The following is a 26,645-nucleotide window of genomic DNA, read 5'->3' as shown; positions in this document are numbered from 1 at the left end:
GGAGACGACGATGGGCAACGGAACTTCAATCGGGCGCGTGCGCGGCCTGGGATCGGCGCACCACGGCGCTCACCACTGGGTCATGCAGCGCTTCACCGCAGTGGGTAATCTCGTCACCGTGATCTTCCTCGGCGTGTCGCTGCTGATGACCAGTGACTACAGCTATGGCAGCATCGTGGACTGGGCCGGATCGCCGCTGCCCGCCTTCATGCTCGCCTTGCTGGTGATCTCCACCTTCTGGCACGCCCGGCTGGGCCTGCAGGTGCTGATCGAAGACTACCTGCATGAGCATGGCACCAAGTTCGGCGTGATCATGCTGCTCAACCTTGTCGCCTTTGCCGGAACCGCCTTCGGCCTGTTCTGCATTGGCAGCCTCGCCTTCGGAGGAGCCGCCTGATGGCCCGCAACGACACATTCGAGATCAACGGCAAGGCCTACCCGATCATCGACCACACCTATGACGTCGTCGTCGTGGGTGCCGGCGGCTCGGGCCTGCGCGCCACCATGGGGGCGGCAGAGGCCGGCCTGAAGACGGCGAACATCTCCAAGGTCTTCCCCACGCGTTCGCACACCGTCGCGGCGCAGGGCGGCATTGCCGCATCGCTGGGCAACAATTCGCCCGACCACTGGCAGTGGCACATGTACGACACCGTGAAGGGGTCGGACTGGCTGGGTGACCAGGACGCCATCGAATACATGGTGCGCGAAGCGCCTGCCTCGGTCTACGAGCTGGAGCACGCCGGCGTGCCCTTCAGCCGCAACGACGACGGCACGATCTACCAGCGTCCGTTCGGCGGCCACATGCAGAACATGGGCGAAGGCCCGCCCGTGCAGCGCACCTGCGCCGCGGCGGACCGTACCGGCCACGCCATGCTCCACGCGCTGTACCAGCAGAGCCTGAAGTATGCGGCGGACTTCTACATCGAATATTTCGCCATCGACCTGATCATGGCGGGCGAGGGCGCCAACCGCCGCTGCGTCGGCGTGATCGCCATGTGCCTCGACGATGGCACGATCCACCGTTTCCGCTCGCACGGCGTGGTGCTGGCAACCGGCGGCTATGGCCGCTGCTACTTCACCGCCACTTCGGCCCACACCTGTACCGGCGACGGCGGCGGCATGGTGCTGCGCGCCGGCCTGCCGCTGCAGGACATGGAATTCGTGCAGTTCCACCCGACCGGCATCTACGGCGCGGGCGTACTCATCACCGAGGGCGCGCGCGGCGAGGGCGGCTATCTCACCAACTCCGAAGGCGAGCGCTTCATGGAGCGTTACGCGCCCAGCGCGAAGGACCTCGCCAGCCGCGACGTCGTCTCGCGCTCGATGGCGCTGGAAATGCGCGAAGGCCGCGGTGTCGGTCCGGACAAGGACCACATCTACCTCCACCTCGACCACATCGACGCCAAGGTGCTGGGCGAACGCCTGCCCGGCATTACCGAGAGCGGCAAGATCTTCGCGGGCGTCGACCTGACCCGCCAGCCGCTGCCGGTGACGCCGACCGTCCACTACAACATGGGCGGCATCCCCTGTAACTATCACGGCGAAGTCGTGACGCTGGGCCCGGACGGCAATCCCGATCACGTGGTGCCCGGCCTCTTTGCCGTGGGCGAGGCGGCCTGCGTCTCGGTCCACGGGGCGAACCGCCTCGGCTCCAACTCGCTGATCGACCTCGTGGTGTTCGGCCGCGCGACCGGCTTCCGCCTGAAGGAACTGATCACGCCCGGCAGCGCGCACGACGAATTGCCCGCCGACAGCGCCGACATGGCGCTGGGCCGTCTCGACCATTTCCGCCACGCCGACGGGGGCTCGCCCACTGCCGAGGTGCGCAAGGAGATGCAGCAGACCATGCAGAAGCACGCCGCCGTGTTCCGCGACAGCGAGCTGATGGCCGAAGGCGTGAAGCAGCTGACCGAAACCAACAAGCGGCTGCAGGACGTCAAGGTCCACGACCGCTCGCTGGTGTGGAACAGCGACCTGATCGAGACGCTCGAGCTGGACAACCTCATGGCCCAGGCCGTGGTGACGATGAACTCCGCCGAAAACCGCAAGGAATCGCGCGGCGCCCATGCGCACGAGGACTTCCCCGACCGCAACGATGCCGAGTGGATGAAGCACACCGTGGCCTGGTTCGAAGGCTGGGGCGGCAGCGACGGCAAGGTGAAGATCGACTACCGTCCGGTGCACGAATACACGCTCACCGACGATGCCGAGTACATCAAGCCGAAGAAGCGGGTCTACTAGGGCTGCACCGTCGATGGCGGGTGAAGCCTATGTCGCCAACTACTCGCGTGGGCGGCTGGTCCTGCTTGGTCTCGCCAGCCTTGGCTTCGTGATTGGCGGGCTGTGGATGGCCGGGCTGTTCGGCGAAGTACCTGCCTCTCGCCGGTTGGGACCGGAGATGACGCAGGTGGTCGGCTGGATCGCTGTCCTGTTCTTCGGTCTCTGCGGCTTCGTCATCGTGCGCCAGTTCATGCGCGGCGGCGTGGCCTTTCGCATCGACGCCAGCGGCATCGAACATGCCCAGGCGGTCCGGCAGACCTTCACCTGGGACGAGATCACGCGGCTGCAGCCGGTGCGGATGGGGAACCAGCCGATGGTCTGTTACGAGGTGGTGCAGGAGCGGATCGACCAGATGACCGGCATCCGCGCCAAACTGGCCAGCGCCAACCGCTCGATGACCGGCTGTTCCTTCGCGCTCGCCATGTCCGGGACCGACGCGAAGATGGAAGAGGTGGTCGCCGCGCTGGAACAGTTCGCGCCGGATCACCTGCTCGTTCGGAAGTAAGGTCGCGCTTGCAGCAGGCGCGCCTGCGTGCAAACCTGCAGCGCATGACAGTACGCTTCCTTGCAGGCGTTTTCTCAGCCGCGACTTTCTTCTTCGCCACCGCCGCCGTCGCCCAGAGCGACACCACTGCCGACTCCCTCGAACCGCCGCCGCACGTTTCGCCCTGGCCGGACCTGTCGACCGGCCAGACCCAGCAGCAACGCGCGATCAGTTACCAGCTGGGACCGGAGATGCAGCGCGGCATGTCGGCCCGCGCCATGCTGGCAGACCGGCGACGGCTCGATGCGGCCTTGGCGAGCCTGACACCGCACCGTCGCGGGCAGATCGACGCCTATGTGCTTGCTGCCGCGCTCGACAGCGATCCCGTCTTCGCCCGCGAGGCGCGCGAAGCGGGCAGGGTGCTCTCGCGTCGCTACGATGCCGAGGGGCGTACGCTCGTGCTGGCCGGGCCGGACGGGGAGGACGACAGCCTGCCGCAAGGCTCGATCACTTCGCTCACCATCGCCCTGGCGCAGTTTGCCGAGCTGATGGACCCGGCGGAGGACGTGCTCGTCCTGTTCACCACCAGCCACGGCGCGCAGCTGGGGCTGGCCTATCACGATGGCGACAACGGCTACGGCATCCTGTCGCCGCAGCGACTACGTTCGATCCTCGCCGAACTGGGGCTGGAACGCCGCATCCTGATCCTCAATGCCTGTTATGCAGGCGTTTTCGTCCCGCACCTGCAGGGTGACGATACGGCGATTGCCACGGCGGCGGCACACAACCGTTCCAGCTTCGGCTGCCAGCCGGACAACGACTGGACCTATTTCGGCGACGCACTGGTCAATCGCGAGCTGCGCCAGCCGCAGACCTTTACCGAGGCGGTTCGCGCCGCACAGGTGCACATCGTGGGGTGGGAACTGGCGGACAACCTCGTGCCCTCGCTGCCGCAGCTTTCCATCGGACGAAACGTGGCGGGCTGGCTCAACCAGCTGGAGGCGCGCATGCCGGACACCGCAAGCGAACCTGTCGGGCGGCCTGCGGTCAGCGATTGACACGCGGCGGGTTCGGGTGGAGCAATCGCCGCCATGAGAACCCTCTTATTGGCCGCCGCCGCGCTGGCCTTCGCAAGCCCCGCCATGGCCCAGCTTTCCGGTGTGGAGCAGGTCATGGTCTCCACCGTCGAAGACAGGTTCGAGAGCGATGTCGCGCTGCTCGAGCGGCTGGTGAACCAGAACAGCGGCACCAACAACATCGAGGGCGTACGTGCCGTGCGCGAGATGCTGGTGCCCGAATTCGAAGCGCTTGGCTTCACCGTGGAGCGGATCGACCAGGACCATGTCGGGCGCGCGGGACATCTTTTCGCACGGCACGAGGGCGCCCCCGGCACCACGCGCATGCTGCTGATCGGCCATATGGACACGGTGTTCGAACCCGACAGTCCGTTCCAGACCTTCACCCGCGAGGGCATGACGGCTACCGGCCCCGGCATTGATGACAACAAGGGCGGCGTGGTGGTGATCCTCGCCGCGCTGCACGCCATGCAGGCGGCGGGCACACTGGAAGGTGCGAACATTGTCGTCGCGCTCACAGGCGACGAGGAAAGCGTCGGCAGCCCGATTGCCGAAGCGCGGGCGGACCTGCTGGCGGCAGGCGAATGGGCCGATGTAGCGCTGGGATTCGAAGGCCTTTCGGTCGAGGACGGGCGCGACATGGGCGTTACCGCGCGCCGGTCTTCCAACAGCTGGGAACTGCGGATAACGGCTGGTTCGGGCCACAGTTCGGGCATTTTCCATTCCGCGGAAAGCGTCGGCGCGATCTACGAGATGGCGCGCATTATCGAGGCGTTCCGCACCCAGCTGCCGGAAGAGAACCTCACCTTCAACGTCGGTCTGGCCGCCGGCGGCACGCCCGCCGTGCTGGGCGACGACAACATTTCCGCCACCACCGCCGGCAAGAGCAACATCATCCCAGATAGCGCCGTCGCACGCGGCGACCTGCGCACGATTTCACAGGAACAGACCGAGCGGGTGGCGCAACGCATGCGCGATATTGTCGCGGACAGCCTGCCGGGCACCGAATCGACCATTCGGTTCAGTTTCCGCTATCCGCCCATGTCACCGACCGAGGGCAATGCTGCCCTGCTGGCGCGGCTCAACGGCGTGAACGACGACCTTGGACTGGACTGGCAAGAACCGATCGCCCCGATCCGTCGCGGTGCGGCGGACATCAGCTTCGTCGCCCCGATGACCGACGCGTTGGCCGGCATGGGTGCCAACGGCAGCGGCAGCCACGCGCCGGGCGAGACGCTCGATCTCGGCAGCCTCACCCGCCAGGCGCAGCGCGCGGCCATCCTGATGAGCCGGCTGGCAGCGGAAGAGCGCTAGGGCCTCGGCTCTCCGCGCTACTCGGTAGCGTCCTCGATCCGGTGCGCCTCGAGGATCACCACCGGGTCTGCCAGCATCTGGCCCTGCATCCATCCTTCGCCGAGTTCGGGATCTACCGGCGCGGCGTGGATCGCCTCGACCACGTCCATCCCCTCGATGACATAGCCGAACACGGCATAGCCGTTCTGCCACACCGGATCGTCGCTTTCGGGATTGGCGTCGAGGCCGGTCTGGTCGCCCAGCATGATCGAGAAATCGCCGTTCGCGCTGCCCGGTTCGCCCATGGCCATGGATAGCGCCCCGCGGGTGTGGCTGAGACCGGTGAGAGTCGTTGGCTCGTGCTCGATCCCCGGCAGGATACGCTCCGGGTCCCACTGGGTGCCGCCCTGGATCAGGCCGTTGGGCTGGTCGCCCCAGTCGAGCGGCATGGCGCGGTAGAAGACGGTGCCGTCGAAGCGGCCTTCCTCGACATAGCGCAGGAAATTGCCTGCCGTGATCGGCGCGCGCTCGGTTTCCAGCGCGATGATGATGTCGCCCATTTCGGTCATCAGGACCACGTCCGTGGTCTCGTAAGCGGGCGCGCTTTCGGGTTCTGTCGCCTCCTGCGCGGCGGCGGGGGAGGCGAGGGCCAGAGCGACGAAAAGACCGAATCGTTTCAACATGCTGGCCATCCTGCCGCGCGAAAGCCGAACCGGCAACGCGCACGCGTCACGTGCGCGCACGAGTTCACCGGGCATTCAGTTCGTCGCTCACAATGCACGGTTCGTCGCATAACCATGAGGGAGTACAGAGTGATGAATCGAGAACGCAGTCCCGGCATGAAGCTGTTCATGGCCGGAGTTATCGCGGTGGTGCTGATCGTGCCGTTGCTGATGGTCTATGCCCTTGTCTACGACCGCGAGACCCAGTCACAGGCCGCCCAGCAGCAGATCACGCAGGGCTGGGGCGGGCCGCAGACCTTCACCGGGCCGGTGCTGGTCATCCCCTTCATGGCCGAAACGGTGGAGACCGAAGTGGTCGACGGCGTGAACCGCGAACGTCGCCGACAGGTGCGCCGGGAACTGTTCGTCTCGCCGCTTACCCAGTCAATCGAGACCTCGCTCGCGCCCGACCGCAAGGGTTACGCCATTTACGAGAGCGTGGTCTTTTCCGGCGCGCTGGGAGGCACGGCAACCTACCAGCTGAACAGCGAACTCGACCGGCTGGATGTCCAGCGCGAGGCGCTGTTGTTCGACGAGGCCGAGCTGCGGTTCGGCGTGTCGGACACGCGCGGCCTGTCCGACAGCGTCAGCGTGGTGGCTGGCGGCGAGGCGCTGGAGCTGAGTCCCGGCAACGGTCCGCTCGCCACGGGCGGCAACGGCTTTTCCGCCCCGGTTACTGCCTGGACAGGCGAGGCACCGCTGGAAGTGCGCTGGAGCTATGGCCTGCGCGGCACCCGCTCGCTGTCGCTGATCCCGCGTGGCGGCGATACCGAATGGAGCGTCACCTCCACCTGGCCGCACCCCAGCTTCACCGGCAACTTCCTGCCCGAACCGACCCTGACCGAGACCGGCGCCGAGGGCTTTACCGCCGTCTATCCCGGCATCACCAACCTCGCGCTGGGGCAGGGCCTGCTGACGCTGTCCGACCTGACGGTGAGCGCGCACGCACCGGTGACCTCCAGCTATCCGGTCGACTCATCCTCGACGGTCGAGACTTCCGGCGGACAGGCCGTGACGATCGGCCTCGTCGATCCGGTCGATCTGTACAGCCAGGTCGATCGCGCGGTGAAGTACGGTTTCCTCTTCATCGGCTTCACCTTTGCCGCCCTGCTGATGTTCGACATCGTCGGCGGCGCGCGGGTGGCTTCGGCAGAATACCTGCTCACCGGCGCGGGCCTCGTGCTGTTCTTCGTCATGCTGCTGGCCTTTGCCGAGGTCTGGGGCTTCGTGCTCGCCTACGTCACCGCCTCGGCGTCGATCATCGGCCTGCTGACGGCCTACAACGCAGCCGTGCTCGGTAGCTGGAAACGGGCGAGCTTCATCGGCGGCATGCTCGCGGCGCTCTACGGCGTGCTCTACGTGCTGCTGAACGAGGAGACCTATTCGCTCGTGATCGGCTCGCTGCTGCTCTTCGGGGCACTGGCCGGAATCATGTTCGCCACGCGCCGGGTCGACTGGGCAGGCATTGGCCGCGGCGAGGAGCCGGAAACGGATCACTCGGGTATTCCGGCCTGAACAGGCCAAGCTAGCAAACAGAGGGAGCCGGGCCCGCGAAGGTCCGGCTCTCTTATTTTCCAGCCCAGCGTAGCTCGATGTCTTCTGAGTACTGCCGACTTTCGCGAGCGGCGTTCCGCAGGGTCTCGACGTCCTTGGGAAGGCAGTCCTCGCCCATACCGGGATAGGGGAAATTCGTCATGTGCCGCGCCGGGCTGTCAATGTCGTGATTCCACTCCCCGGGCTGCGGCGGTGGTCCGCAAAGGATCGGCCAGATCCGTGCTGCGACCAGTTGTCCGTCATCCGACCATTCGATCGGATCGAGCGCAAAATAGGTATGGAAGCTGCTGGCCAGCCGCTGGTCCGGGTCGATCAAGCTGGTTTCGACCTGCGCGATCAGGGGGGCACCCTGCAGCAGCACATAGTGATGGGTCTGCTCGATGTCAGAAACAGGTTCGTTAGGGGTACCCCCCGGCTCGAACTCGAAAAGTTGATCACCCTCGACGCGGCCAAGTGGCAATGGTTCGTTACAGACCCTGTTTTCCTCTGGCGCGCATCGATCGATCACGGTCCAGTTACCGTCGATCGCATGTCGCCGGGGCGCTTCGTCTCCGGCGATAATGGGTTCTTCAGTCATCGGTGAATTGTCGCAGGCAGAGAGCAGCGACAAGCACAAGCCGACTGCGAGCACCCTCTTCACCGGACTCCTCCATCAGAACGAGATCGCAGGTTGTCGCGCGAGAGTTCGCTGACCGATCGCTTACCCATCAGCTGCATGGCGCGGGTGATTTCGTCCTTGAGCAGGCCGACCGCGCGCTCGACGCCCGGTTCGCCCGCTGCTGCCAGTGCGTAGAGGTAGAGCCGACCGCCGCTGGCCGCCTTCGCGCCCATGGACAGCGCCTTCACCACGTGGCTGCCGCGCTTGACGCCGCCATCGAGGATTACTTCGACCCGGTCGCCCACGGCATCGACGATCTCGGCCAGCTGGTCGAACGGCGCGCGCGAGCCGTCGAGCTGCCGCCCGCCGTGGTTGGAAATCATGATCGCATCGACGCCCATGTCCGCCGCACGGCGCGCATCGCCGACCGACATGATCCCCTTGAGGCAGAACTTGCCGCCCCAGTCGTCGCGCAATTGCTCCGCCGCCTGCCAGTTGAGGCCGGGGTCGAGCATCGAGTTGAAGTAGTCCTGGATCGAGATCGCCTGCCCGCTGCCCGCCGCCACGTGGGTGGAGAGGTTGGGCAGGTCGAACTTCTCGCGGAACATGAAGTTGAGCGCCCAGGCCGGGTGCATGGCGTAGCTCAGCACGTTGCCCGGGGTGAAGCGGGGCGGGGTGGTGAAGCCGGTGCGCTTGCAGCGCTCGCGGTTGCCGGAGACGATGGTGTCGACCGTCAGGGTGATGGCATCGAACTTGGCGGCCTTGGCGCGCTCCACCAGCGCCGCGTTCAGTCCGCGGTCCTTGTGGTAGTAGTATTGCAGCATCTTGGGGCCGGACCAGCGCTCGCCCGCTTCCTCGATGGAGACGGTGGAGAGGCTCGAGATGCCGAACCACACGCCGAATTTCTCCGCCACAGAAGCCACCGCGCGCTCGCCGTGCCAGTGGAAAAGCCGTTGCAGTGCCGTGGGGCTGAGCATCAGCGGCAATTCGCTGCGCCGGCCCATGATCTCCACCGACAGGTCCAGCGCGTCCGCGCCGACCAGCACGTCGGGCACCAGGTCCACGTCGTCGAAGGCGGCGGTGTTGCGATCCTTGGTTGCTTCGTCGTCCGCCGCGCCGTCGATATAGTTGAACACGGGGTAGGGCAGCCGCCGCCGCGCCAGCTCGCGGAAATCGGCGATCTTGTGGCAGTCCGACAGCCGCCGGACGCGGTAATCATGGCGATCCCTCACCAGCGGAGAAGTCTAGGGCCAAACATCCAGCCAATGCCTGCCATCAGCACGATCGGCAGGCAATAATAGAGAGTCATGAAGGTCATGCCGAGTTCGGGGCAGAACGGGGCATAGGCGGTCATGGCAAGCGCGCCGCCGAACAGGCCGGCCACCAGTCCCGCGCTGTGCAGGCGGGTGGGCGCCATGGAGCGCACGGCCAGCACGGCCCCGGCAAAACCGATCGGGCTCATGATCGCCATGGCCAGCAGGCAGCGCGGCCAGGTGGGCCCGTCCATCATCGGACCGGCAGTGGACAGCTCCAGCGCCAGCAACGCAGCAACGGGGACGAAGGGCAGGGCAAGCAGCGCCAGCAGCACGCCGCTGTTCCGCCCGGGCTTGCCGAGCATGCGCAAGGCCAGCACGCAGAACAGGATCAGCGACAGCGAGAAGCCCCATTTCGCCACCATCGGGCCCAAGCCGTAGAGTTCCACGCTGTAGAATGCTTCGGTAAGCAACAGCGATACGCCCGCCGCGCAAAGCAGGGCAGCGCCCAGCAGCCAGCCGCCAAACACCAGCCGCGGCTTGCCTGCTGTCGCAGCTCCGTGCGCCGAAAGGCGATCGAGAAGGTCGTCGGTGGTGGTCATCGCTCTTGTTCGTTTACCAGTTCCTTGAGCCGGTTCATGCCCCGGTGCACGCGCAGTTTCATGGCCGATACGCCAACGCCAAGCCGGTCGCCCGCCTCGCGGTTGGTCAGGCCTTCTATGTGCGTCAGGCGGATCGCCTCCGCCTGCGCCTCGGGCAATCGTTCCAGCAGCGCCTCGATATCGGTCGCCGCCATCGTATCTGCCGCCACGGCCATGTCGGCCTCGTCATCGAGGTCGATCGGGCTGCGACCGCGTTTGCGCCAGTGGTCGATCAGCTTGTAATTGGCGATCGCGTACATCCACGGCGCCACCGGCCGACCGGGGTCGAGCGTGTGGCGCTTGTCATGCACGGCGATCAGGCAGTCCTGCACCAGATCCTCCAGTTCACTGTCCGCGCCGATCTTTCGGGCCAGCCGGGCACGGATACGCTGCGCCGCCTCGGCGAGGAAATGCCGATAGGCAGCGGAATCCCCTGCGCGGGCCGCTGCCATCAGCTGGTCAAGGGCATCGCCAGTGGAACTCACCTTACCCCCCTTTTCGGCGGAACGAGCGCATGGGTTACACCAAATCTGCACGACACTCAGCCCGGATTTTCTCGGTGACCGGGTGCCATAATTCGATAAAACGCCCGCGCCAGCTTGAATTCACTCGCCGTTCAGATTACAAACGTAATCGTTAGCTCCGACAAACGTAGTCGGTCAGGGAGGACGCAGTGGCTGCGAAAGACGCAAATGATGGTGTTGAGCGCATCAGCGACGCTGAGCATGCGGTGATGGAGGCGCTGTGGCAGCGCAGCCCGCAAACCGCAGCCGAAGTCTGCGATGTCGTCTGCAAGGAACGCGGCTGGTCCATGCCTACGGTGAAGACGCTGCTGTCGCGCCTGGTGCAGAAGGGCGCGCTGGCGACCGAGCCCGATGGACGCCGTTTCCTCTATACCCCCCTCATTGCCCGTTCCGCCTATGTCGGCGGTGAAAGCCGCCGCCTGGTCGATCGCCTGTTCGGCGGCCGTGCGGCGCCCTTGCTGGCGCATCTGGCCGATGCCGAAGCGCTGACGCCTGAAGACATCGCCGAGATCGAGCGCCTGTTGCAGGAGATGAAGAAATGAGCGGTATGGCAGACTGGCTGGTCGACACTTTCATCTACACCGGGGTGCTGATTGCGCTCGTACTGGTGCTGCGGCGCCCGGTATCACGACATTTCGGGCCGCAGGTAGCCTATGCGCTGTGGGCGCTGCCGTTCCTGCGCTTCATCATGCCGCCGCTGGTTCTACCGGCGTGGATGGCCCCAGAGGAGCCGGTGGCGGAAGCCGCAACCGGCACCGAACCGATGATGTTCATCATTTCCGACCCTGCGACAGCCGCGGGGACTGCCGGTGCCTTCGTTCCGCCGCCGCCGGTCGGCCTGTCCGTGACTGACCTGCTGCTGCCGCTGTGGCTGGGCGGGGCGCTGCTCTTCCTCGGCTGGCGGGTGCGCGAATACTATCGCATGCGCGCCGAATTGCTGGCGGAGTCGGTTCCCGTCGGCGAGGCCGGCAAGGTCCGGCTGGTGGAAACGCCCGCCGTTTCGGGACCCGTGGCCTTCGGTGTCTTCGACAAGGTGGTGGCCCTGCCGCCCGCCTTCATGGCGCATTACGACATTACCGCCCGCGACATGGCGATTGCGCACGAGCTTGCGCACCACCGCGGGTACGATCTCATTGCCAACATCGCGGCCCAGCCGCTGTTGGCTCTGCACTGGTTCAATCCGCTCGCCTGGTGGGGCTGGAGAGCGATGCGCCGGGACCAGGAGGCGGCGTGCGATGCGCGCGTCGTGGCCGGTCGGGAGCAGGAGGAACGGGTGGCCTATGCCGAAGTGATCGCGGGCTTTGCCGCTGGCGAACACATGGCTCTGGCGGCTCCGATGGCCTGTCCCGTGCTGGGCGAAAAGTCGATTATCCATCGTTTGAGGAGCCTCACCATGTCCGAAGTTTCCAGCCGCCGACGCCGTTTCGGCATAGCGGCTATCACCACTACCGCGCTGGCGCTGCCGCTGACCGCGTCGATCACCTACGCCCAGGGCGAAACGCCGCAGGAAGAGCAGGTGATCGAAACCGTCGATCCTGACGGCGAAGAGCAACACCGCGTCGTGCGGATCGAACGCCGCGCGGAAAGCGATGCCGAAGATGGCGAACGTCACGTCGAAGTCCACGTGATCCGCGACGAGGGCGTCGAGGCTGGCGAAGACGGCCACCGCCGGATCGTCCGCCGCATCCACCGCAACGGCGAGCACGAGATGAGCGAAGCCGAGTTCGAAGCCATGATGGCCGAACTCGAAGCCGAGCTCGAGGGCATGGACGGCCAGATCGAGGCCGCCATCGAGATCGCCATGGAAACCGCGCGCCATGCCGAGGGCATCGCCGGTCACCGCGTGGTCTTTGCCGACGAGGAAGCCGGCCTGCACGAACTCGACGTCAGCTGCGATGATAGCGGTGAAACCGTGATCGAGCGTGACCTTGGCAACGGCCGCCGCGCCATGGTCATCTGCCGCGCCGCAATCCGTGCCGAAGCTGCTGCCGGACTGCGCGAGGCGCGCGAACAGATCGCCAACGACCGCGAACTGCCCGCCGAATTGCGCGAGGAAATCCTGCGTTCGCTGGACGAATCGCTGCAAGAGATGAGCGCACGCCAGGCGACGCAAGACCGCCTGCAAGCCAAGGTTCACGCGAGTGAACGGACCGCCAATGCCCGCGCTTCGGCCGTCGCCATGCGCTGGTCGGGTCGGATGGTTACCCCCGTTGCGGCGGCAGCTCCGCCCGCGCCGGTCGCTGCAGTTCACTGGGAAGTGTCGGCTCCGGCAGGCGCAGGCTGGGAAGTCCGGTCGGTTGCACCCGTGGCACCTGTCACGCCGGTTGCGCCGCTGCATCCTGATGCCGACTGTGACGATGAAGTGACCCGGGCCTGATCTGGCCGCACAGTCGGAGAGCCGGACGGCGGGACCCGATCCAACCCGGGTTCCGCCGTTCTGTTGTCTGCGCCCTATTCCGCGGTTTCGACTTCTGCAGCCTGCACCTGGAGTTGCTGCCGCAAGGATTCCGGCATGGGCCGCGCCGGGTAGTCGCAGCCGCGCGCTTCGCCCAGGCCCTTGAGGTAGGACCGGCGCATCAGTCCCGCGGCAATGGCCTGGCGGAACTCGTATTCGTGGCTGTTCGCCCCTGATACTTCGCGGATAATGCCGCGGAAGGGAATGAACATGCCGATCACGCTCTGCGCCACGCTGCCGGGATTGAGCCGTTCTTCTTCCTCGCTACCGGCATCGAGATCGTCACCGAGCACGGCATCGAGATCACCGATACCCTCGCGGATGTTCTCGCAGCTATCCATGCCCTCGCTGTCATAGGTATTGTCGCGCGCCCAGATCAGGATCTCCGGGATCGGATCGCGCGCCAGGTTGAGGTCGGTCAAGGGCGTCATCGCCACTTCGCGGGCATCGGGCGAGTTGTCGGTGACGTCGTCCTGCGCAGTGACAGGCTGGGCCAGCGCCAGCAGGGGCAGTGCCATGGCGGCACGCACCAGTCCGGTTGCCCTAAGGAAGGTAAGCGGCATCACAGCGGTTGTCATCGGCCGTCTCCAATCCCAGCCGCAGGGCCTGCATGCGCTGCTGGCTGGTGCCATGGGTGAAATTGTCGCTGCTCACGCGGCCGCCCGTCAGGCGATCGTCGCCGATGGCGGCGGCAGCGTTCATGCCCTCTTCGAAGTCACCCGGCTCGATGAGGTTGCGGTTCCGGCCTGCCCAGACCCCGGCATAGCAATCCGCATGCAGTTCCATGCGCACCTGGTACTGGTTGGCATTGCGCGGGTCCCGCTGCTGGCGGCTGCGGATATCGTCGGAAACGCCGGTCAGCGTCTGCACGTGGTGGCCATATTCGTGCGCCACGACATAGAGCCGCGCAAAGTCGCCGCCTTCGCCGGACATGCGGGCCAGCTGGTCGTAGAAACCGGTGTGGATGTAGATGTTCTGGTCTGCCGGGCAGTAGAACGGGCCGACGCCCGCAGAGGTGCGGCCGCAGCCCGAATCCACGCTGTTGCCGGAGATGAAGGCGAGGGTCGGCTGTTGGAACCGGTTGGCGAGGCCCGCCTCCTGGAAGCGCGCGGCCCAGGTCTGGTCAAGCGAGGCGAGCGCGTTGCAGGCTTCGAGCGAATACTGGTTGTCGTCGCAGATATCCGTCGCGCTTTCGCCGGGACTGTTCTGGCCCTGCGTGGCGGTGGTGCCACCCATCTGGTCCATGCTTCCCAGCATCTGCGCCGGGTCCACTCCGAAAAGGACCGCGGCGATCAGGACAATCACGATACCGCCACAACCCAATTTGCCGCCCGGCATCCCGCCGCGACCACCACCGCCGCCTGCGCGCCGGACATTGATGCTGCCGGGATTGAATGGATTGAGTCTCACGCCGTTTCCCCTCCTGCCGTCACTTGACGAAATGGCTGGACCGTCATGTTTACGGCACTAGGACCCAACAGCAAATCAATTGTACGGAGACCATTATGTTCCTCGCAGGCAAGAACGCACTCGTTACCGGTTCCACTTCGGGCATCGGCCTTGCCATCGCCCGCGCGCTGCGTGACGAGGGCGCCAGCGTGGTGCTGAACGGCTTCGGCGACGAGGCCGAGATTGCCAAGCTGTGCGAGGAACTGGACGCCAGGTGGATCAACACCGACCTCACCACGGTCGAGGGCGCGGAAGAGCTGATGGCCAAAACGGTTGAACATGCGGGCGGGGTGGACATCCTGGTCAACAATGCGGGCATGCAGCACGTCGCGCCGGTGGAGGAGTTCCCGGTCGACAAGTGGAACAAGATCATCGCGCTCAACCTGTCGAGTGCCTTCCACACCGCGCGCCTCGCCGTGCCGCACATGAAGGAGGCAGGCTGGGGCCGCATCATCAACACCGCCAGCGCCCACTCGACCACGGCCAGCCCGTTCAAGGCGGCATATGTCGCGGCCAAGCACGGTATCGCCGGCCTGACCAAGACGCTGGCGCTGGAACTGGCGCGCGAGAACATCACCGCCAACTGCATCTCGCCCGGCTATGTCTGGACCCCGCTGGTGGAGAACCAGATCCCCGACACCATGGCCAGCCGCGGCATGACCCGCGAACAGGTGATCAACGACGTGCTGCTGGAACGCCAGCCGACCAAGAAGTTCGCCCAGCCTGAAGACGTGGCGGCGCTAGCTGTGTTCCTGTGCCGCGACGTGGCGCAGAACATCACCGGCGCGAATTACGAGATCGATGGCGGCTGGACAGCGCAGTAGATACGCCTTCCGAGTGCGGGATTGATCGGATGTCCGAGAAAAAGACTTTCAAGTTCGAGGCTTACGCGCGATTTGCGATTCTCTTTCTGATAGCGGGCTTCTTACCTGCACTGAGCATACATGAGCTTGCGACGACGGGGACAATCGACTGGTCGGCTGTCACATCAGGGCGTCGCGAGATTCCACACTGGCTCATCTATCCGATCGGCTGGCTTTGTTTCCTCACCCTAGCGATGGTTGGCTTTGTGCCTGCAATTTCGGCGATCCTTAGGGGGTACGTCTTTGAAATCGAGAGTAATCGCATTCGCATAGGCGGAGAATGGATATCGCGCACCGAGATCGGCGAGGGAAAGTGGATTTGGACAGGCGGCATGCGGCTTAAAACAACGCATGGGAATGTTCATTTCTATCCGAGATTGAGTCCGGGAGGACCGAAGGCCGTGGAAGCGTTCCTCAACATATGGGCCTGATGCAGCCTTGTTTTGCTGACACTAACCCCGCTTGATCTTCTCCATCGCCTTGCCCTTGGCCAGTTCGTCCACGATCTTGTCCAGCCAGCGGATCTTCTGCGTCAGCGGGTCCTCGATCTCTTCCACCCGGTAACCGCAGATCACGCCGGTGATCTGGTCGGCGGCGGGGTTGAGGGCAGGGGCCTCGGCGAAGAAGGTGGCGAAGTCGTTTTCCTTGGCGATCTGTCCAGCCAGCCCCGCCTCGTCATAGCCCGTCAACCAGGCGATGACCTCGTCCAGCTCCACCTTGGTGCGGCCCTTCTTCTCCACCTTCTGGACGTACATCGGGTAGACCTTGCCGAATTCGATTTCGCCGATCGTCTTGCGTGGCATTGCTCGTCCTCCTGTATTCCGGCTGCGAGCATGCATTTCGCGCCAACCTGTCGCCTCCGCGCCTCAGTTCACAAATAGCGACAAATCCCCCCTTGGCGAATCACCCTGTGATATGACAGGGGGCAGGATGGCTCACACAACCGACATTCAAACCGGCCTGACTTTCGACGACGTGCTCCTGAAGCCCGGCGAAAGCGACATCCTTCCCTCGCAGGCCTCCACCAAAACGCAGCTGACGCGCGGCATTGCGCTCAACATCCCCGTGCTCTCCGCGGCGATGGATACCGTCACCGAAAGCGAGATGGCGATCGTCATGGCGCAGATGGGCGGCATCGGCGTGCTCCACCGCAACCTGACGATCGAGGAACAGTGCGCCGCGGTGCGCCGGGTGAAGCGCTTCGAAAGCGGCATGGTGGTCAACCCGATCACCATCACGCCTGACGCCACGCTGGGCGATGCCCAGGCGCTGATGGACCTGAACCGCATCAGCGGCATCCCCGTGACCGCGCCCGACGGCAAGCTGGTCGGCATCCTGACCAACCGCGACGTGCGCTTTGCCGACAATCCGGCGCAGCCGGTGCGCGAGCTGATGACCAGCGAGAACCTCGCCACGGTCAGCGAAGGCGTGACGCAGGAGCAGGCGCGCAAGATCCTCCACCAGCGCCGTATCGAGAAGCTGCTGGTGGTCGACAACGACAACCGCTGCGTCGGCCTGATTACCGTCAAGGATATCGAGAAGGCCGTGCTCAACCCCGACGCCACCAAGGATGCGGGCGGCCGCCTGCGCGTGGCAGCAGCCACCACGGTGGGTGACAAGGGTTTCGAGCGGACCGAGGCACTGGTCGAATCCGAATGCGACGTGGTGATCATCGACACTGCACATGGCCATAACAAGGCCGTCAGCGAAGCGGTCAAGCGGGCGAAGCGCTTGTCCAACGCGGTGCAGGTGGTGGCCGGCAATGTCGCCACGGCAGACGCTGCCAAGGCGTTGATCGACGCTGGAGCCGACGCGGTGAAGGTGGGTATCGGACCGGGCTCCATTTGTACCACGCGCATCGTTGCGGGCGTCGGCGTTCCGCAGCTGACCGCGATCATGGACGCTGCCAGCAAGGCGGGAGACGTGCCGATTATCGCTGACGGCGGCCTGCGTACCTCTGGCGACGCGGCCAAGGCACTGGCGGCCGGTGCCTCGACGGTGATGATCGGTAGCCTGCTGGCCGGCACCGAGGAAGCTCCGGGCGACACGTTCCTCTACCAGGGCCGTGCCTACAAGGCCTACCGCGGTATGGGCAGCGTCAGCGCCATGGCCCGCGGCTCGGCTGATCGCTATTTCCAGCAGGACATCAAGGACCAGATGAAGTTGGTGCCCGAAGGTATCGAGGGCCAGGTGCCCTACAAGGGGCCTGCGCGCGACGTGGTTCACCAGCTGGTGGGCGGGATCAAGGCGGCCATGGGCTACACCGGCAGCGCGACGATTGCCGATCTCCAGGAACGCAGCCAGTTCATCCGCATTACCAATGCGGGCCTGAGCGAGAGCCACGTCCACGATGTCAGCATCACCCGAGAGGCACCCAACTATCCGACGCGCTAGGTCATGACGCCTGCTGCACGCATCCAGGCCGCCATCGAGATTCTCGACGGCGTGATCGCTGCCGCCAACGGCAACGGCCCTCCGGCAGACCGGCTGGTGGCGGACTGGTTCAAGAACCACCGCTTCGCCGGGTCGAAGGACAAGCGCGCCATTCGTGAGCACGTCTACGACGCGATCCGCACCTGCGGGCCGGTGCCTGCCACCGGCCGGGTCGCCATGCTGGGGCTGGTCGAGGAACAGGGCGAACTGCGCGAGCTGTTCGACGGCTCGCAATATGGCCCGCCGAAAATCGGCAAGAACGAAAAGCCGGCCGAAGGCGGTGTTGCCGCCGAATGGCTGGAAGACCTGCTGATTGCTTCGGACGTTGGCGAAGACGACGCGGCGGCCTTGTTGGGACGCGCGCCGCTGGATCTGCGGGTCAACACGCTCAAGACCAGCCGCGATGCGCTGGAACTGCCTGAAACGGGCGAGATGCTGGCGCATGAAAATGCCCTGCGCTTTCCCGGCGGGACGCAGGTTTCCGGCTGGCCGGCTTACGAAGCAGGCCTGGTGGAAGTGCAGGACCTTGGCAGCCAGCTGGCCTGTCTGGCGGTCGGCGCGCAGCCGGGCGAGACGGTGATTGATCTGTGCGCCGGTGCCGGAGGCAAGACGCTGTCGCTGGCAGCGTCCATGGCCAACCGGGGCACGCTGATCGCCGCGGACACCGATCGCCGCCGCCTGTCGCAGCTGGGGCCGCGGGCAGAGCGCGCCGGAGCGGAAATCGCCCGCGAAGTCCTGCTCGATCCCGACCGTGAGCTGGAGGCGCTGGCTGACCTTGTGGGGCAAGCGGACCGCGTGCTGATCGATGCCCCCTGTTCGGGCACCGGCACCTGGCGGCGCAATCCCGAATCGCGCTGGCGCCTGTCCAAGGGTGACCTCATGCGGCTTGTCAGGATACAGTCGCATCTGCTTGAAGTGGCGTCACAACTGGTAAAGCCCGGCGGCTCGATAACCTATGTCACCTGCTCGCTGCTGAATGACGAGGGTGCGCGGCAGGTGGAACGGTTCCTGTCCGCCAATCCGGACTGGAGCCCCGCTGTGCCGGAACTGCCGCTGGGCTCTGCGCATGGGCCGGGAATTCGCCTGATGCCCTCCCGCGACGGAACCGATGGATTTTTCATCGCACGTATAGGTAAGGCGTGTTAACACTCCCCATTATGGACGCTTACCAACGATCCTATCCGTCCATGATCAAGGAGTTTGCCATGCGCTTCGGACCTGTCGCCGCCGCCCTTTCCCTCGTTGTCGCCGTGCAGGGTAGCATGGGGTATGCGCAGCAGCAGGTGGATCCGCGGGCAGAGGCATTGGTAGCTGATGGACAGGCTGCGCTGGCCATGGGCCAGACGCAGGATGCCATCGATGCATTCGAAGCCGCACTGGCAGTCGATCCGGGCTATACGCAGGTCTACCTCGAACTGGCCGAAGCCGCCCGCGCCGATGGCTTGCAGGGCAAGGCCATCCACTATTACCGCGCCGCGCAGGAACGCGACCCCACCAACCTTGCTGCCATTTCGGGCGAGGGCGAGGCACTGGTGGAAAAGGGCGCGCTTGCCGCTGCCCGCGAGAACCTCGAACGGTTGCAGGACCTCTGCGGGGAAACCTGCGTCGAGACCGTGCAGCTGTCAGCCGCCATCGACCGCGGCCCGCCGGTGATGACTGCCGATATGGTGGACCCGGCTGAGGGTGTTACCCAGAACTGACAAGCATCCGGTCGTCATCCCGGGCCTGACCCGGGATCGCGCGGTGCACGCTAGAGGTGCGGTTTGAACCCGTCCACCACGGTCTGGTAGACATCGCGCTTGAAGGGCACGATCAGCTCGGGCAGCAGGTCGGCATCGACCCATTTCCATTCGCAGAATTCGGGATGCTTGTGCGCCTCGAGGTCGATGTCCGCATCCTCTCCGGTGAAGCGCACGAGGTACCACGCCTGCCGCTGGCCCTTGTACTTGCCTTTCCACAGTTTGCCCTGCAGATCTGCGGGCAGGTCGTAGTAGAGCTCGTCCTCCAGTCGGTGGACGATTTCCAGCAGGTCCGACCCGACACCGGTCTCTTCGCTCAGTTCGCGGAACATGGCCTCGTCGAGGTCCTCGCCATCGTCGACACCGCCTTGCGGCATCTGCCACCAGTCGCCTTCCTTGTTGTCGATCCGCTTGCCGACGAAGACTTCGCCCAAGGCATTGATCATCATGGAACCCACGCAGGGGCGGTAGAGGTGGCGGTCTGGTCTGCTCATGGCGGGCCATTTACGGCGGTGGAGAGCTTAATGCCAGCTATTGCGGCCAAAACAGAAAAACTTGATTGTCTCACCCGCAAGGTGTCCCTAGGTCGCCAGCCCGGAACATAAAGCCAGAGCTACGGGCCGGCAGGAAGAACATTTATGGCAACCCAGACGGCCGAGAACAGGCCTGATCTCTCCACGCAGGACTCCATCACTGTCCGCTTCGCCGGCGATTCCGGTGACGGCATGCAGCTGACCGGCGGGCAGTTCACCCTGTCCACCGCGCTGGCGGGCAACGACCTGGCGACTTTCCCCGATTTCCCCGCCGAAATCCGCGCGCCGCAGGGCACGCTGTTCGGCGTTTCGGCCTTCCAGATCAATTTCGGCAGCCGCCAGATCTCCACCGCGGGCGACGCGCCCGACGTGCTGGTGGCGATGAACCCCGCCGCGCTGAAGACCAACCTCGGCGCGCTCAAGCCCGGCGGCCTGATCATCGCCGACACGGGTGCCTTCACCAAGCGGAACCTCGAAAAGGCGCATTACGACAGCAACCCGCTGGAAGACGGCAGCCTGGCGAAGTTCGACCTGCTGGCCTTCGACATTTCCGAACGGACCGTGGAAGCGGTGAAACCCTTCGGCCTTGGCAACAAGGACGCGCTACGGTCGAAGAACATGTGGACGCTGGGCCTGGCGCTGTGGATGTTCGACCGTCCGCGCGAACCCATCCACGACTGGCTGCGCGCCAAGTTCAAGAACAAGCCCGACATCGCCGACGCCAACATTGCCGCGCTCGACGCCGGCCACGCCTATGGCGAGACGGCGGAGCTGGCCGGACCGCTGAAGCAGGTGGACATGCCGCCTGCGCCTGCCGAACCGGGCCTCTACCGCACCATCACCGGCGCGGAAGCCGTGTCGCTGGGCCTCGTGGCCGGGGCGCAGCTGGCCGAACTGCCGATGTTCTTCGGCGGCTATCCGATCACGCCTGCCAGCGCGATCCTGCACCACTTGGCCAAGCTCAAGGAATTCGGCGTCACCACCTTCCAGGCGGAAGACGAGATTGCCGCGATTTGTTCGGCCATCGGCGCCAGCTATGCCGGCCAGCTGGGCGTCACCAGCTCTTCCGGCCCGGGCATCGCCCTGAAGGGCGAGGCCATGGGCCTGGCCATCATGGTCGAGCTGCCGCTGGTGATCGTGAACTCGCAGCGCGGCGGCCCGTCGACCGGCCTGCCGACCAAGACCGAGCAGAGCGACCTCTACCAGGCCGTCTATGGCCGCAACGGCGATGCCCCCATGCCGGTGATCGCCGCGCGTTCGCCGTCCGACGCCTTCGACGTCGCCATCGAGGCCTGCCGCATCGCCACCCAGTACATGACGCCGGTCATGCTGCTGACCGACGGCTATATCGCCAATGCTGCCGAACCATGGCTGGTGCCCGATCCAGAGACTTTCGAACCGTTCCCGGCGCAGTTCCTCGAACAGCTGCCCGAGGGTGAGCCGTTCCTGGCCTACAAGCGCGACGAGAAGGGCGCGCGTCCGTGGGTGAAACCCGGCACGCCCGGCCTGATGCACCGCGTCGGCGGCATCGAGAAGGACGAGCTGACCGGCAACATCTCCTACGAACCGGCCAACCACCAGAAGATGACCGACCTGCGCCGCGACAAGGTGCTGGGCGTCGCCGTGCCCGACCAGGAAGTCGCGCTGGGCGACGACACCGGCGAGCTGGTCGTGGTCGGCTGGGGCAGCACCTACGGCCCGATCCGCCAGGCCGTCAGCCGCTGGATCGAAAAGGGCCGCAAGGTCAGCCACGTTCACGTCCGCAACATCTGGCCGCTGCCGAAGAACCTGGGACAGCTTCTCGGCGGATTCGACAAGGTGCTGGTGCCGGAAATGAACACCGGCCAGTTCAAGACCGTGCTGCGCGACCAGCTGCTGATCGACGCCGAAAGCCTGACCAAGACGAGCGGCCAGCCGTTCTACATCAACGAACTCGAAGCCGCGATCGGGGAGCGCCTGTCATGAACGAGATGACCCAAGAGATCTCGGGAGTCGAAACCACCCTCAAGGACTGGGAAACCGACCAGGAAGTGCGCTGGTGCCCGGGTTGCGGGGACTATGCCATCCTCAAGGCCGTGCAGCGCACCATGCCGCAGCTGGGGGCGGACCCGAAGAACACCGTCTTCGTTTCGGGCATCGGCTGCTCCAGCCGCTTCCCCTATTACATGGAGACCTACGGCTTCCACACCATCCACGGCCGTGCTCCGGCCTTTGCGACGGGGGTCAAGGTGGCCAATCCGGACCTCGACGTCTGGCTGGTGACCGGAGACGGCGATGGCCTGTCGATCGGCGGCAACCACCTGATGCATGTCCTGCGCCGCAACGTGAACATGCAGATCATGCTGTTCAACAACGAGATCTATGGCCTCACCAAGGGCCAGGCCTCGCCGACCAGCCGCCTCGGCACGCGCAGCCCGTCGACCCCGGTGGGATCGTTCGACCGGCCGATCAACCCGTGTTCCTTCGCGCTGGGCGCCAATGCCCGCTTCGTGGCGCGCGGTTTCGACGTGTCGAAGAAGCTGCCCGAAGTGCTCAAGGCGGCGCATGCACACCAGGGGGCGGCCTTCATCGAGATCTTCCAGAACTGCATCGTCTACAACAAGGACGTGTTCGACGGCTTCGCTGCGCCCAAGGGTGCCGAGGATTTCCAACTGTGGCTGGAAGACGGCGAGCCCATGCTCTTCGCCGGCGGCACCAAGGGTATCGCGCTCGACCGCGAAGCGCTGGAACTGATGGTTGTCGATGTCGTCGATGGCGACTGGGAGGCGGCCGGCGTGATCGTCCACAACGTCACCAACCGCTCCATCGCCCACATGCTGGTGGAACTGCCGTTCGGTGAATTCCCCATGGCGCTGGGCGTGCTCTACGACGACCCGCGACCGACTTACGAGGCAGCCGTGGCCGAAGAACGCGAGCGCGCGACCAAGGGCAAGGACAACAACCTCGCCCGTTTGCTGGGAAGCGGACAGACCTGGCAGGTCGACTGACTGTTGTAACAATGTAACGCACTTGCCTTGCACTTGCTCTAGAGCAAGCCTAAGGCCATGCGCGATTTGCAATCGACCGGGCTGTCAGAAGTCGATGCGAATAGATTGTTTCACAACGAGAATGAGGACGACCGGACTATGCTGATGGCAGCTCCGTCAGAGCTGATGCAGGATGGCCGGAGCATTTACCGCTCTTTCGCCTTACAGGTCCTGACCTGCATCATTTTCGGCACGTTGTTGCCGCCGCTGATCTATCTTGGCGGCGCGCTGGAGCCGTTCCGGTCCAACGCCTTCCTGCAGAATTCCATCGTCGCCTCGATCATCGCGCTGGTGGCGGGCATCTTCTTTGCGCGGCGGGTGAACATCTATCCGGGTGTCAAGCAACTGGGATCCGTGCTGCCCAGCTTCATGACCAGCTTCGGCTTCGCTGCGCTGGCGATCCTGATCTTCCGCTTCGACTATTCGAACCCGGTACTGCTGATCAACTTCTTCTGTTCGGTGGCGGTCTATATCGCTGTGATGGGGCTGGCGAGCAGGGCAGACCAGAAGATATTCTATACGGTGCCCGGCGGGCGCATCGCGCGGCTCGGAAATATCGGGCTGAAGACGCGTCGCCTGGCGGAGCCGGCCCTGCCTGCTCATCGCGGTGCGATCATCGTGGCAGACCTGCATGCAGACCTTGACGATGACTGGGAACGCCTGCTGGCCATGGCAGCGCTGGAAGGCGTGCCGGTGTTCCACTTCAAGCAGGTCTACGAAGCCGCAACGGGCCGCGTCTGGGTGGAACACCTGTCCGAGAACAGCTTTGGCTCGCTGCTGCCGAACATGAGCTTCATGCGGTTGAAGCGGCTGGCTGACATCTTCCTCGTGCTGCTGCTCGGCCCCTTGCTGATCCTGCCGCTGCTGGTGGTCGCCGTGCTGGTGAAGCTCGATTCACCCGGTCCCGTGCTGTTCCGGCAGGAGCGCATCGGTTTTCGCGGCCAGCCGTTCCGCGTTACCAAGTTCCGTACCATGCGCTGTGAGGAATTGAGCGACTGCGAGGATGAACGCCGCGCCAAGGCGATGACGGACGATAACGATCCGCGCATTACCAAGCTTGGAGCCTTCCTGCGGCGCACGCGCATCGACGAGCTGCCGCAGATGCTCAACATCCTGACCGGCCATATGAGCTGGATCGGCCCGCGTCCCGAAGCCCTGGAACTGGGTAACTGGTACCAGCAGGAAATCCCGTTCTATTCCTACCGCCACATCGTGCGCCCCGGCATCACCGGCTGGGCGCAGGTCAACCAGGGCCACGTGACAAACCTGGAGGATATCGACGCGAAGCTGCAGTTCGACTTCTATTACATCAAGAACTTCTCGTACTGGCTCGACTTCCTGATCATGATGCGCACCGTCATGGTGGTGCTGACCGGGCACGGCGCCAAGTAGCCTTAGCGGCCTTTCCGGCGGCGGTAGTCGTTCGCCACCACTAGCAGCGACAGCAGCAGGGCGGCGCCCAGTGCCCCACCAGTCAGCCAGTACCAGTTGGGCGAAACCGGCATTGTCGGCAGCTCGGCGGGCGAGATCACGCGCGCCGTGGTCGGGCGTTCGCCGGTTTCGGCTACGGCGAGGCGGGCCAGCAGCATGTCGTAAAGCTGGCGCTTGGCGAGGACATCGGCCTGCAGGTCGACGATTCCTTCGCCTGCCTCTCCGCGCGAACTTATCGCTCCGCCCAGTTCCGCGAGTTGCGCCAGCAGGTCTTCTTCTTGCCGCGTGAGCTGGCGCTGCTCTTCGGCCAGATCGCCAGCCATCCTCCCCCGTTCGCGAGCGAGGTTGGCATTGATGGAATCAAGCTGTTCGCGCAGTTCGCGCGCTGCCGGGTAGTCCTCGCGAAACTGGCTGGTCACGCGCTCGTATTCGGCTTGCAGCTCGTCGCGGCTTTCGAGCAGGTCGCGGACCACGGGATCGCGTTCGTCGAGCGTGCCAGCGGCAATCTGCGCTTCCACGCGCGCCAGTTCGCCGCGCACCAGCGCGATCTGGGTGGCGATGGCAAGGCGGGCATCCTCGGTCAGCGGATCGATGCCTGCGCCGCCTGCAAGCAGGTTCGCTTCGGAGGCGGGCAGGGCGAGAATATCGGCCTCGGTCATGTCGCCCGAGAGCGCGCGCTCGGCCGCTTCCAGTTCGCCGCGCACCTCGGCGACGAGCGCCTCCAGTTCCTCGCGCGAATCGCCCAGTGCCCCGGCCACGGTCCTCGCGTCCGCCTCCACGAAAGCTGCGGCCATCGCGTCGGCGATGTCCGCCGCCAGCGTCGGGCTGGCAGACCGGTATGTCACGCTGACAAAGACGCCGTTGTCGTCCAGCGTGGCCCTGCTGTTGCGCAGCAGGACGGCCGCAGCGCGCGTCTGGCGTTCGTCAGGGGCGCCGCCGCCGGTGTCGAGCGCCGGGTTGGCATCGAGGAAGCGCGGATCGTCGAGCAGGTCCAGCGCTTCGACGGCTGTCCCGGCCACGGCGGAAGATCGCACCACCACCAGCCGTTCGCTGTCGGTGGGCATGGCCGCGCGATCGGCGCCTTCGGGCACGATCAGTTCGACGCGCGCTTCGGCTTCGTAGATCTTCTCGGTGGTCAGGCCGATAGCCGCCGCCACACCCCCGCAGACCAGCACGATGCCGGCGACAGGCAGGCCGAGCCGCACCCAGGCAGGCCGCTGCCGCTGGCCGCGCGGTGCCGGCGATAGGTAGTCGGCCTCGTCGTAGGTCCCCGTCATGCGCTCTGCCTAAACGCTTGCATGCTGCCGATAAAGAGCGGTGTGGGGCTAGCGCGCCGCCTCGGTGCGATTATGGTCCCCCGCCAATGGACAATCTTACCCATTCGCTCACCGGCGCGCTGATCGGCCAGGCCGGCTTCAAGCGCAAGACCGGCCTCGCCATGCCCGCGCTGATCATCGGCGCGAACCTGCCAGACGTGGACGCGGCCTGCTTTTTCTGGCTGGAGGGCACCGAGCATCTCGCTTTCCGCCGCGGGATCACGCACGGACCGATAGCTCTGGTGCTGTTGCCGCTGGTGCTGGCGGCTCTGCTGTGGGGCTGGGACCGCTGGCAGGCAAGGCGGGGCAAGCGACCGGAAAAGCGATTGCCGGTGCATTTCGGCTGGCTCTACGCGCTGTCGCTGATCGGATGCCTGACGCATCCCGCCCTCGACTGGATGAATGTCTACGGTATCCGCCTGCTGGAGCCGTTCTCCAGCCAATGGTTCTACGGTGACGTGCTGTTCATTATCGACCTGTGGCTGTGGCTGGCCATGGGGATCGGCCTGTGGCTCTCGCTTCGGCGCGAGAAGCGCGGCGGCGACTGGCGCAAGGTGGCGCGCACGGTGCTGGGACTGTGCGGGCTCTACCTTGTCGCCAACCACGCGATTTCGGAGCTCGACCGACAGGAGAACAGCGCGTTCGTGGAAACCATCTCCTCCCCGCCACCCCTGGTCTTCTGGGAGCGTGAGTCCATCGGCGTTGGTGGAGGCGGCAGCTTCTTCATTGATGGCGAGAAGGTCGGCAATGCCTTGCTGTCCGATTGCGACCTTGCCGCTGCCCGCGCGCAGGACCCGCAGGTCGATGCTTTCCTGTTCTGGAGCCGAACGCCGGTCCTGGATCACCGCGACGACGGCACCTGGCGCCTCAGCGACGCGCGCTATTACAGCGTCGAGGACGGCCGCTTCAGCGTGACCCTGCCCGATGGTCTGTGTTCGGAACCGGGCGCGGAGTGACTAGTTGGCCCCTGTAAGA

The 26,645-nt window shown here is 65.2% G+C and carries 27 protein-coding genes; 17 read left to right on the top strand and 10 right to left on the bottom strand.

Annotation, left to right across the window (positions count from 1 at the left end; all coding sequences use genetic code 11):
* The first annotated feature begins 10 nt into the window (after positions 1-10).
* Genes sdhD through AAEO60_RS07350 form a run of 5 tightly spaced genes read left to right on the top strand, consistent with a single transcriptional unit; the run spans position 11 to position 5,154 of the window.
* Positions 11-397, top strand: coding sequence for a succinate dehydrogenase, hydrophobic membrane anchor protein (gene sdhD, locus AAEO60_RS07370; protein WP_341673004.1), 387 nt, complete (start codon positions 11-13; stop codon positions 395-397).
* Positions 397-2,241, top strand: a complete 1,845-nt coding sequence (sdhA, locus tag AAEO60_RS07365; RefSeq protein ID WP_341673003.1) for a succinate dehydrogenase flavoprotein subunit — start codon at positions 397-399, stop codon at positions 2,239-2,241. The genes sdhD and sdhA overlap by 1 nt, the downstream gene beginning before the upstream one ends.
* A gap of 13 nt (positions 2,242-2,254) precedes the next feature.
* Positions 2,255-2,785, top strand: coding sequence for an STM3941 family protein (locus tag AAEO60_RS07360; RefSeq protein WP_341673002.1), 531 nt, complete (start codon positions 2,255-2,257; stop codon positions 2,783-2,785).
* Between the two features lie 44 nt (positions 2,786-2,829).
* A complete protein-coding gene (locus AAEO60_RS07355; protein WP_341673001.1) occupies positions 2,830-3,822 on the top strand; it encodes a C13 family peptidase in 993 nt (330 codons plus the stop codon).
* A gap of 33 nt (positions 3,823-3,855) precedes the next feature.
* Complete coding sequence (locus tag AAEO60_RS07350; protein WP_341673000.1) at positions 3,856-5,154, top strand: M20/M25/M40 family metallo-hydrolase; 1,299 nt, start codon at positions 3,856-3,858, stop codon at positions 5,152-5,154.
* Positions 5,155-5,171: 17 nt separating this feature from the next.
* Here the strand turns inward: AAEO60_RS07350 and AAEO60_RS07345 are convergent, their stop codons facing one another.
* Positions 5,172-5,816, bottom strand: coding sequence for a peptidylprolyl isomerase (locus AAEO60_RS07345; protein WP_341672999.1), 645 nt, complete (start codon positions 5,814-5,816; stop codon positions 5,172-5,174).
* A gap of 132 nt (positions 5,817-5,948) precedes the next feature.
* Between AAEO60_RS07345 and creD the strand changes: the two genes are divergently transcribed.
* Positions 5,949-7,370, top strand: coding sequence for a cell envelope integrity protein CreD (gene creD / locus AAEO60_RS07340; RefSeq protein WP_341672998.1), 1,422 nt, complete (start codon positions 5,949-5,951; stop codon positions 7,368-7,370).
* 52 nt (positions 7,371-7,422) lie between these two features.
* Here the strand turns inward: creD and AAEO60_RS07335 are convergent, their stop codons facing one another.
* Genes AAEO60_RS07335 through AAEO60_RS07320 form a run of 4 tightly spaced genes read right to left on the bottom strand, consistent with a single transcriptional unit; the run spans position 7,423 to position 10,386 of the window.
* Positions 7,423-7,986 carry a hypothetical protein gene (locus AAEO60_RS07335; RefSeq protein ID WP_341672997.1) on the bottom strand — a complete coding sequence of 188 codons (564 nt, stop codon included), beginning with the start codon at positions 7,984-7,986 and terminating at the stop codon, positions 7,423-7,425.
* Positions 7,987-8,045: 59 nt separating this feature from the next.
* The gene (locus AAEO60_RS07330; RefSeq protein ID WP_341672996.1) at positions 8,046-9,239 is read right to left on the bottom strand and encodes an alpha-hydroxy acid oxidase; all 1,194 of its coding nucleotides are present in this window, start codon (positions 9,237-9,239) and stop codon (positions 8,046-8,048) included.
* On the bottom strand, positions 9,236-9,862 hold the full coding sequence (locus AAEO60_RS07325) for an NrsF family protein (RefSeq protein WP_341672995.1): 627 nt from the start codon (positions 9,860-9,862) through the stop codon (positions 9,236-9,238). The genes AAEO60_RS07330 and AAEO60_RS07325 overlap by 4 nt, the downstream gene beginning before the upstream one ends.
* On the bottom strand, positions 9,859-10,386 hold the full coding sequence (locus AAEO60_RS07320; RefSeq protein WP_341672994.1) for a sigma-70 family RNA polymerase sigma factor: 528 nt from the start codon (positions 10,384-10,386) through the stop codon (positions 9,859-9,861). Before AAEO60_RS07320 ends, AAEO60_RS07325 begins: the two co-directional genes overlap by 4 nt.
* Before the next feature lie 188 nt (positions 10,387-10,574).
* On the opposite strand from AAEO60_RS07320, the gene AAEO60_RS07315 reads away from it, so the two are divergent.
* The gene (locus AAEO60_RS07315) at positions 10,575-10,967 is read left to right on the top strand and encodes a BlaI/MecI/CopY family transcriptional regulator (protein ID WP_341672993.1); all 393 of its coding nucleotides are present in this window, start codon (positions 10,575-10,577) and stop codon (positions 10,965-10,967) included.
* Positions 10,964-12,802, top strand: a complete 1,839-nt coding sequence (locus AAEO60_RS07310) for a M56 family metallopeptidase (RefSeq protein WP_341672992.1) — start codon at positions 10,964-10,966, stop codon at positions 12,800-12,802. Before AAEO60_RS07315 ends, AAEO60_RS07310 begins: the two co-directional genes overlap by 4 nt.
* A gap of 74 nt (positions 12,803-12,876) precedes the next feature.
* Here AAEO60_RS07310 and AAEO60_RS07305 read toward each other — a convergent pair whose 3' ends face one another.
* Together AAEO60_RS07305 and ypfJ are read right to left on the bottom strand one after the other, a co-directional pair.
* Positions 12,877-13,458 (bottom strand): hypothetical protein, encoded by a 582-nt coding sequence (locus AAEO60_RS07305; protein WP_341672991.1) that lies wholly within the window; start codon positions 13,456-13,458, stop codon positions 12,877-12,879.
* Positions 13,424-14,290, bottom strand: coding sequence for a KPN_02809 family neutral zinc metallopeptidase (ypfJ, locus tag AAEO60_RS07300; protein WP_341672990.1), 867 nt, complete (start codon positions 14,288-14,290; stop codon positions 13,424-13,426). Before ypfJ ends, AAEO60_RS07305 begins: the two co-directional genes overlap by 35 nt.
* Positions 14,291-14,385: 95 nt before the next feature.
* Here ypfJ and AAEO60_RS07295 point away from each other — a divergent pair, with 95 nt between their 5' ends.
* Positions 14,386-15,153 (top strand): 3-hydroxybutyrate dehydrogenase, encoded by a 768-nt coding sequence (locus AAEO60_RS07295; protein ID WP_341672989.1) that lies wholly within the window; start codon positions 14,386-14,388, stop codon positions 15,151-15,153.
* A 29-nt stretch (positions 15,154-15,182) separates the two neighbouring features.
* Positions 15,183-15,623 (top strand): hypothetical protein, encoded by a 441-nt coding sequence (locus AAEO60_RS07290; protein ID WP_341672988.1) that lies wholly within the window; start codon positions 15,183-15,185, stop codon positions 15,621-15,623.
* A 21-nt stretch (positions 15,624-15,644) separates the two neighbouring features.
* Here the strand turns inward: AAEO60_RS07290 and AAEO60_RS07285 are convergent, their stop codons facing one another.
* The gene (locus tag AAEO60_RS07285) at positions 15,645-15,995 is read right to left on the bottom strand and encodes a DUF2200 domain-containing protein (protein ID WP_341672987.1); all 351 of its coding nucleotides are present in this window, start codon (positions 15,993-15,995) and stop codon (positions 15,645-15,647) included.
* Positions 15,996-16,122: 127 nt separating this feature from the next.
* On the opposite strand from AAEO60_RS07285, the gene guaB reads away from it, so the two are divergent.
* Genes guaB through AAEO60_RS07270 form a run of 3 tightly spaced genes read left to right on the top strand, consistent with a single transcriptional unit; the run spans position 16,123 to position 19,325 of the window.
* Positions 16,123-17,586: an IMP dehydrogenase gene (guaB, locus tag AAEO60_RS07280; RefSeq protein ID WP_341672986.1), complete on the top strand. Its 1,464-nt coding sequence runs from the start codon at positions 16,123-16,125 to the stop codon at positions 17,584-17,586.
* Positions 17,587-17,589: 3 nt separating this feature from the next.
* Complete coding sequence (locus tag AAEO60_RS07275; RefSeq protein ID WP_341672985.1) at positions 17,590-18,771, top strand: RsmB/NOP family class I SAM-dependent RNA methyltransferase; 1,182 nt, start codon at positions 17,590-17,592, stop codon at positions 18,769-18,771.
* Between the two features lie 59 nt (positions 18,772-18,830).
* Positions 18,831-19,325, top strand: coding sequence for a tetratricopeptide repeat protein (locus AAEO60_RS07270; protein WP_341672984.1), 495 nt, complete (start codon positions 18,831-18,833; stop codon positions 19,323-19,325).
* Between the two features lie 50 nt (positions 19,326-19,375).
* On the opposite strand, the gene AAEO60_RS07265 is transcribed toward AAEO60_RS07270, so the two are convergent.
* Positions 19,376-19,858, bottom strand: coding sequence for an RNA pyrophosphohydrolase (locus AAEO60_RS07265; RefSeq protein WP_341672983.1), 483 nt, complete (start codon positions 19,856-19,858; stop codon positions 19,376-19,378).
* Positions 19,859-20,002: 144 nt separating this feature from the next.
* Between AAEO60_RS07265 and AAEO60_RS07260 the strand changes: the two genes are divergently transcribed.
* From AAEO60_RS07260 to AAEO60_RS07250, 3 genes are all read left to right on the top strand, one after another.
* Entirely contained in the window at positions 20,003-21,862 is a 1,860-nt protein-coding gene (locus tag AAEO60_RS07260) for a 2-oxoacid:acceptor oxidoreductase subunit alpha (RefSeq protein ID WP_341672982.1), read from the top strand.
* Entirely contained in the window at positions 21,859-22,884 is a 1,026-nt protein-coding gene (locus AAEO60_RS07255; RefSeq protein WP_341672981.1) for a 2-oxoacid:ferredoxin oxidoreductase subunit beta, read from the top strand. The genes AAEO60_RS07260 and AAEO60_RS07255 overlap by 4 nt, the downstream gene beginning before the upstream one ends.
* Positions 22,885-23,028: 144 nt before the next feature.
* On the top strand, positions 23,029-24,315 hold the full coding sequence (locus tag AAEO60_RS07250; protein ID WP_341672980.1) for a sugar transferase: 1,287 nt from the start codon (positions 23,029-23,031) through the stop codon (positions 24,313-24,315).
* A gap of 2 nt (positions 24,316-24,317) precedes the next feature.
* On the opposite strand, the gene AAEO60_RS07245 is transcribed toward AAEO60_RS07250, so the two are convergent.
* The gene (locus AAEO60_RS07245) at positions 24,318-25,631 is read right to left on the bottom strand and encodes a GumC family protein (RefSeq protein ID WP_341672979.1); all 1,314 of its coding nucleotides are present in this window, start codon (positions 25,629-25,631) and stop codon (positions 24,318-24,320) included.
* 86 nt (positions 25,632-25,717) lie between these two features.
* Between AAEO60_RS07245 and AAEO60_RS07240 the strand changes: the two genes are divergently transcribed.
* Complete coding sequence (locus AAEO60_RS07240) at positions 25,718-26,626, top strand: metal-dependent hydrolase (protein WP_341672978.1); 909 nt, start codon at positions 25,718-25,720, stop codon at positions 26,624-26,626.
* Positions 26,627-26,645: the final 19 nt, after the last annotated feature.

It is taken from the genome of Aurantiacibacter gilvus, assembly GCF_038289935.1.
In the GTDB taxonomy this organism is placed as follows: domain Bacteria; phylum Pseudomonadota; class Alphaproteobacteria; order Sphingomonadales; family Sphingomonadaceae; genus Alteraurantiacibacter; species Alteraurantiacibacter gilvus.
Note: the sequence above shows the minus strand (reverse complement) of the source record. Positions and strands in the feature narration are given on the sequence as shown.

Coding starts and splice junctions, on each gene's coding strand:
- AAEO60_RS07355 (WP_341673001.1), top strand. CDS start 2,830: ATGACAGTACGCTTCCTTGCAGGCGTTTTCTCAGCCGCGACTTTCTTC.
- AAEO60_RS07260 (WP_341672982.1), top strand. CDS start 20,003: ATGGCAACCCAGACGGCCGAGAACAGGCCTGATCTCTCCACGCAGGAC.
- AAEO60_RS07240 (WP_341672978.1), top strand. CDS start 25,718: ATGGACAATCTTACCCATTCGCTCACCGGCGCGCTGATCGGCCAGGCC.
- AAEO60_RS07345 (WP_341672999.1), bottom strand. CDS start 5,816: ATGTTGAAACGATTCGGTCTTTTCGTCGCTCTGGCCCTCGCCTCCCCC.
- AAEO60_RS07310 (WP_341672992.1), top strand. CDS start 10,964: ATGAGCGGTATGGCAGACTGGCTGGTCGACACTTTCATCTACACCGGG.
- AAEO60_RS07270 (WP_341672984.1), top strand. CDS start 18,831: ATGCGCTTCGGACCTGTCGCCGCCGCCCTTTCCCTCGTTGTCGCCGTG.
- AAEO60_RS07335 (WP_341672997.1), bottom strand. CDS start 7,986: ATGACTGAAGAACCCATTATCGCCGGAGACGAAGCGCCCCGGCGACAT.
- AAEO60_RS07360 (WP_341673002.1), top strand. CDS start 2,255: ATGGCGGGTGAAGCCTATGTCGCCAACTACTCGCGTGGGCGGCTGGTC.
- AAEO60_RS07285 (WP_341672987.1), bottom strand. CDS start 15,995: ATGCCACGCAAGACGATCGGCGAAATCGAATTCGGCAAGGTCTACCCG.
- AAEO60_RS07250 (WP_341672980.1), top strand. CDS start 23,029: ATGGCAGCTCCGTCAGAGCTGATGCAGGATGGCCGGAGCATTTACCGC.
- AAEO60_RS07255 (WP_341672981.1), top strand. CDS start 21,859: ATGAACGAGATGACCCAAGAGATCTCGGGAGTCGAAACCACCCTCAAG.
- guaB (WP_341672986.1), top strand. CDS start 16,123: ATGGCTCACACAACCGACATTCAAACCGGCCTGACTTTCGACGACGTG.
- AAEO60_RS07290 (WP_341672988.1), top strand. CDS start 15,183: ATGTCCGAGAAAAAGACTTTCAAGTTCGAGGCTTACGCGCGATTTGCG.
- creD (WP_341672998.1), top strand. CDS start 5,949: ATGAATCGAGAACGCAGTCCCGGCATGAAGCTGTTCATGGCCGGAGTT.
- AAEO60_RS07245 (WP_341672979.1), bottom strand. CDS start 25,631: ATGACGGGGACCTACGACGAGGCCGACTACCTATCGCCGGCACCGCGC.
- AAEO60_RS07275 (WP_341672985.1), top strand. CDS start 17,590: ATGACGCCTGCTGCACGCATCCAGGCCGCCATCGAGATTCTCGACGGC.
- sdhA (WP_341673003.1), top strand. CDS start 397: ATGGCCCGCAACGACACATTCGAGATCAACGGCAAGGCCTACCCGATC.
- sdhD (WP_341673004.1), top strand. CDS start 11: ATGGGCAACGGAACTTCAATCGGGCGCGTGCGCGGCCTGGGATCGGCG.
- AAEO60_RS07350 (WP_341673000.1), top strand. CDS start 3,856: ATGAGAACCCTCTTATTGGCCGCCGCCGCGCTGGCCTTCGCAAGCCCC.
- AAEO60_RS07325 (WP_341672995.1), bottom strand. CDS start 9,862: ATGACCACCACCGACGACCTTCTCGATCGCCTTTCGGCGCACGGAGCT.
- AAEO60_RS07265 (WP_341672983.1), bottom strand. CDS start 19,858: ATGAGCAGACCAGACCGCCACCTCTACCGCCCCTGCGTGGGTTCCATG.
- AAEO60_RS07305 (WP_341672991.1), bottom strand. CDS start 13,458: ATGACAACCGCTGTGATGCCGCTTACCTTCCTTAGGGCAACCGGACTG.
- AAEO60_RS07295 (WP_341672989.1), top strand. CDS start 14,386: ATGTTCCTCGCAGGCAAGAACGCACTCGTTACCGGTTCCACTTCGGGC.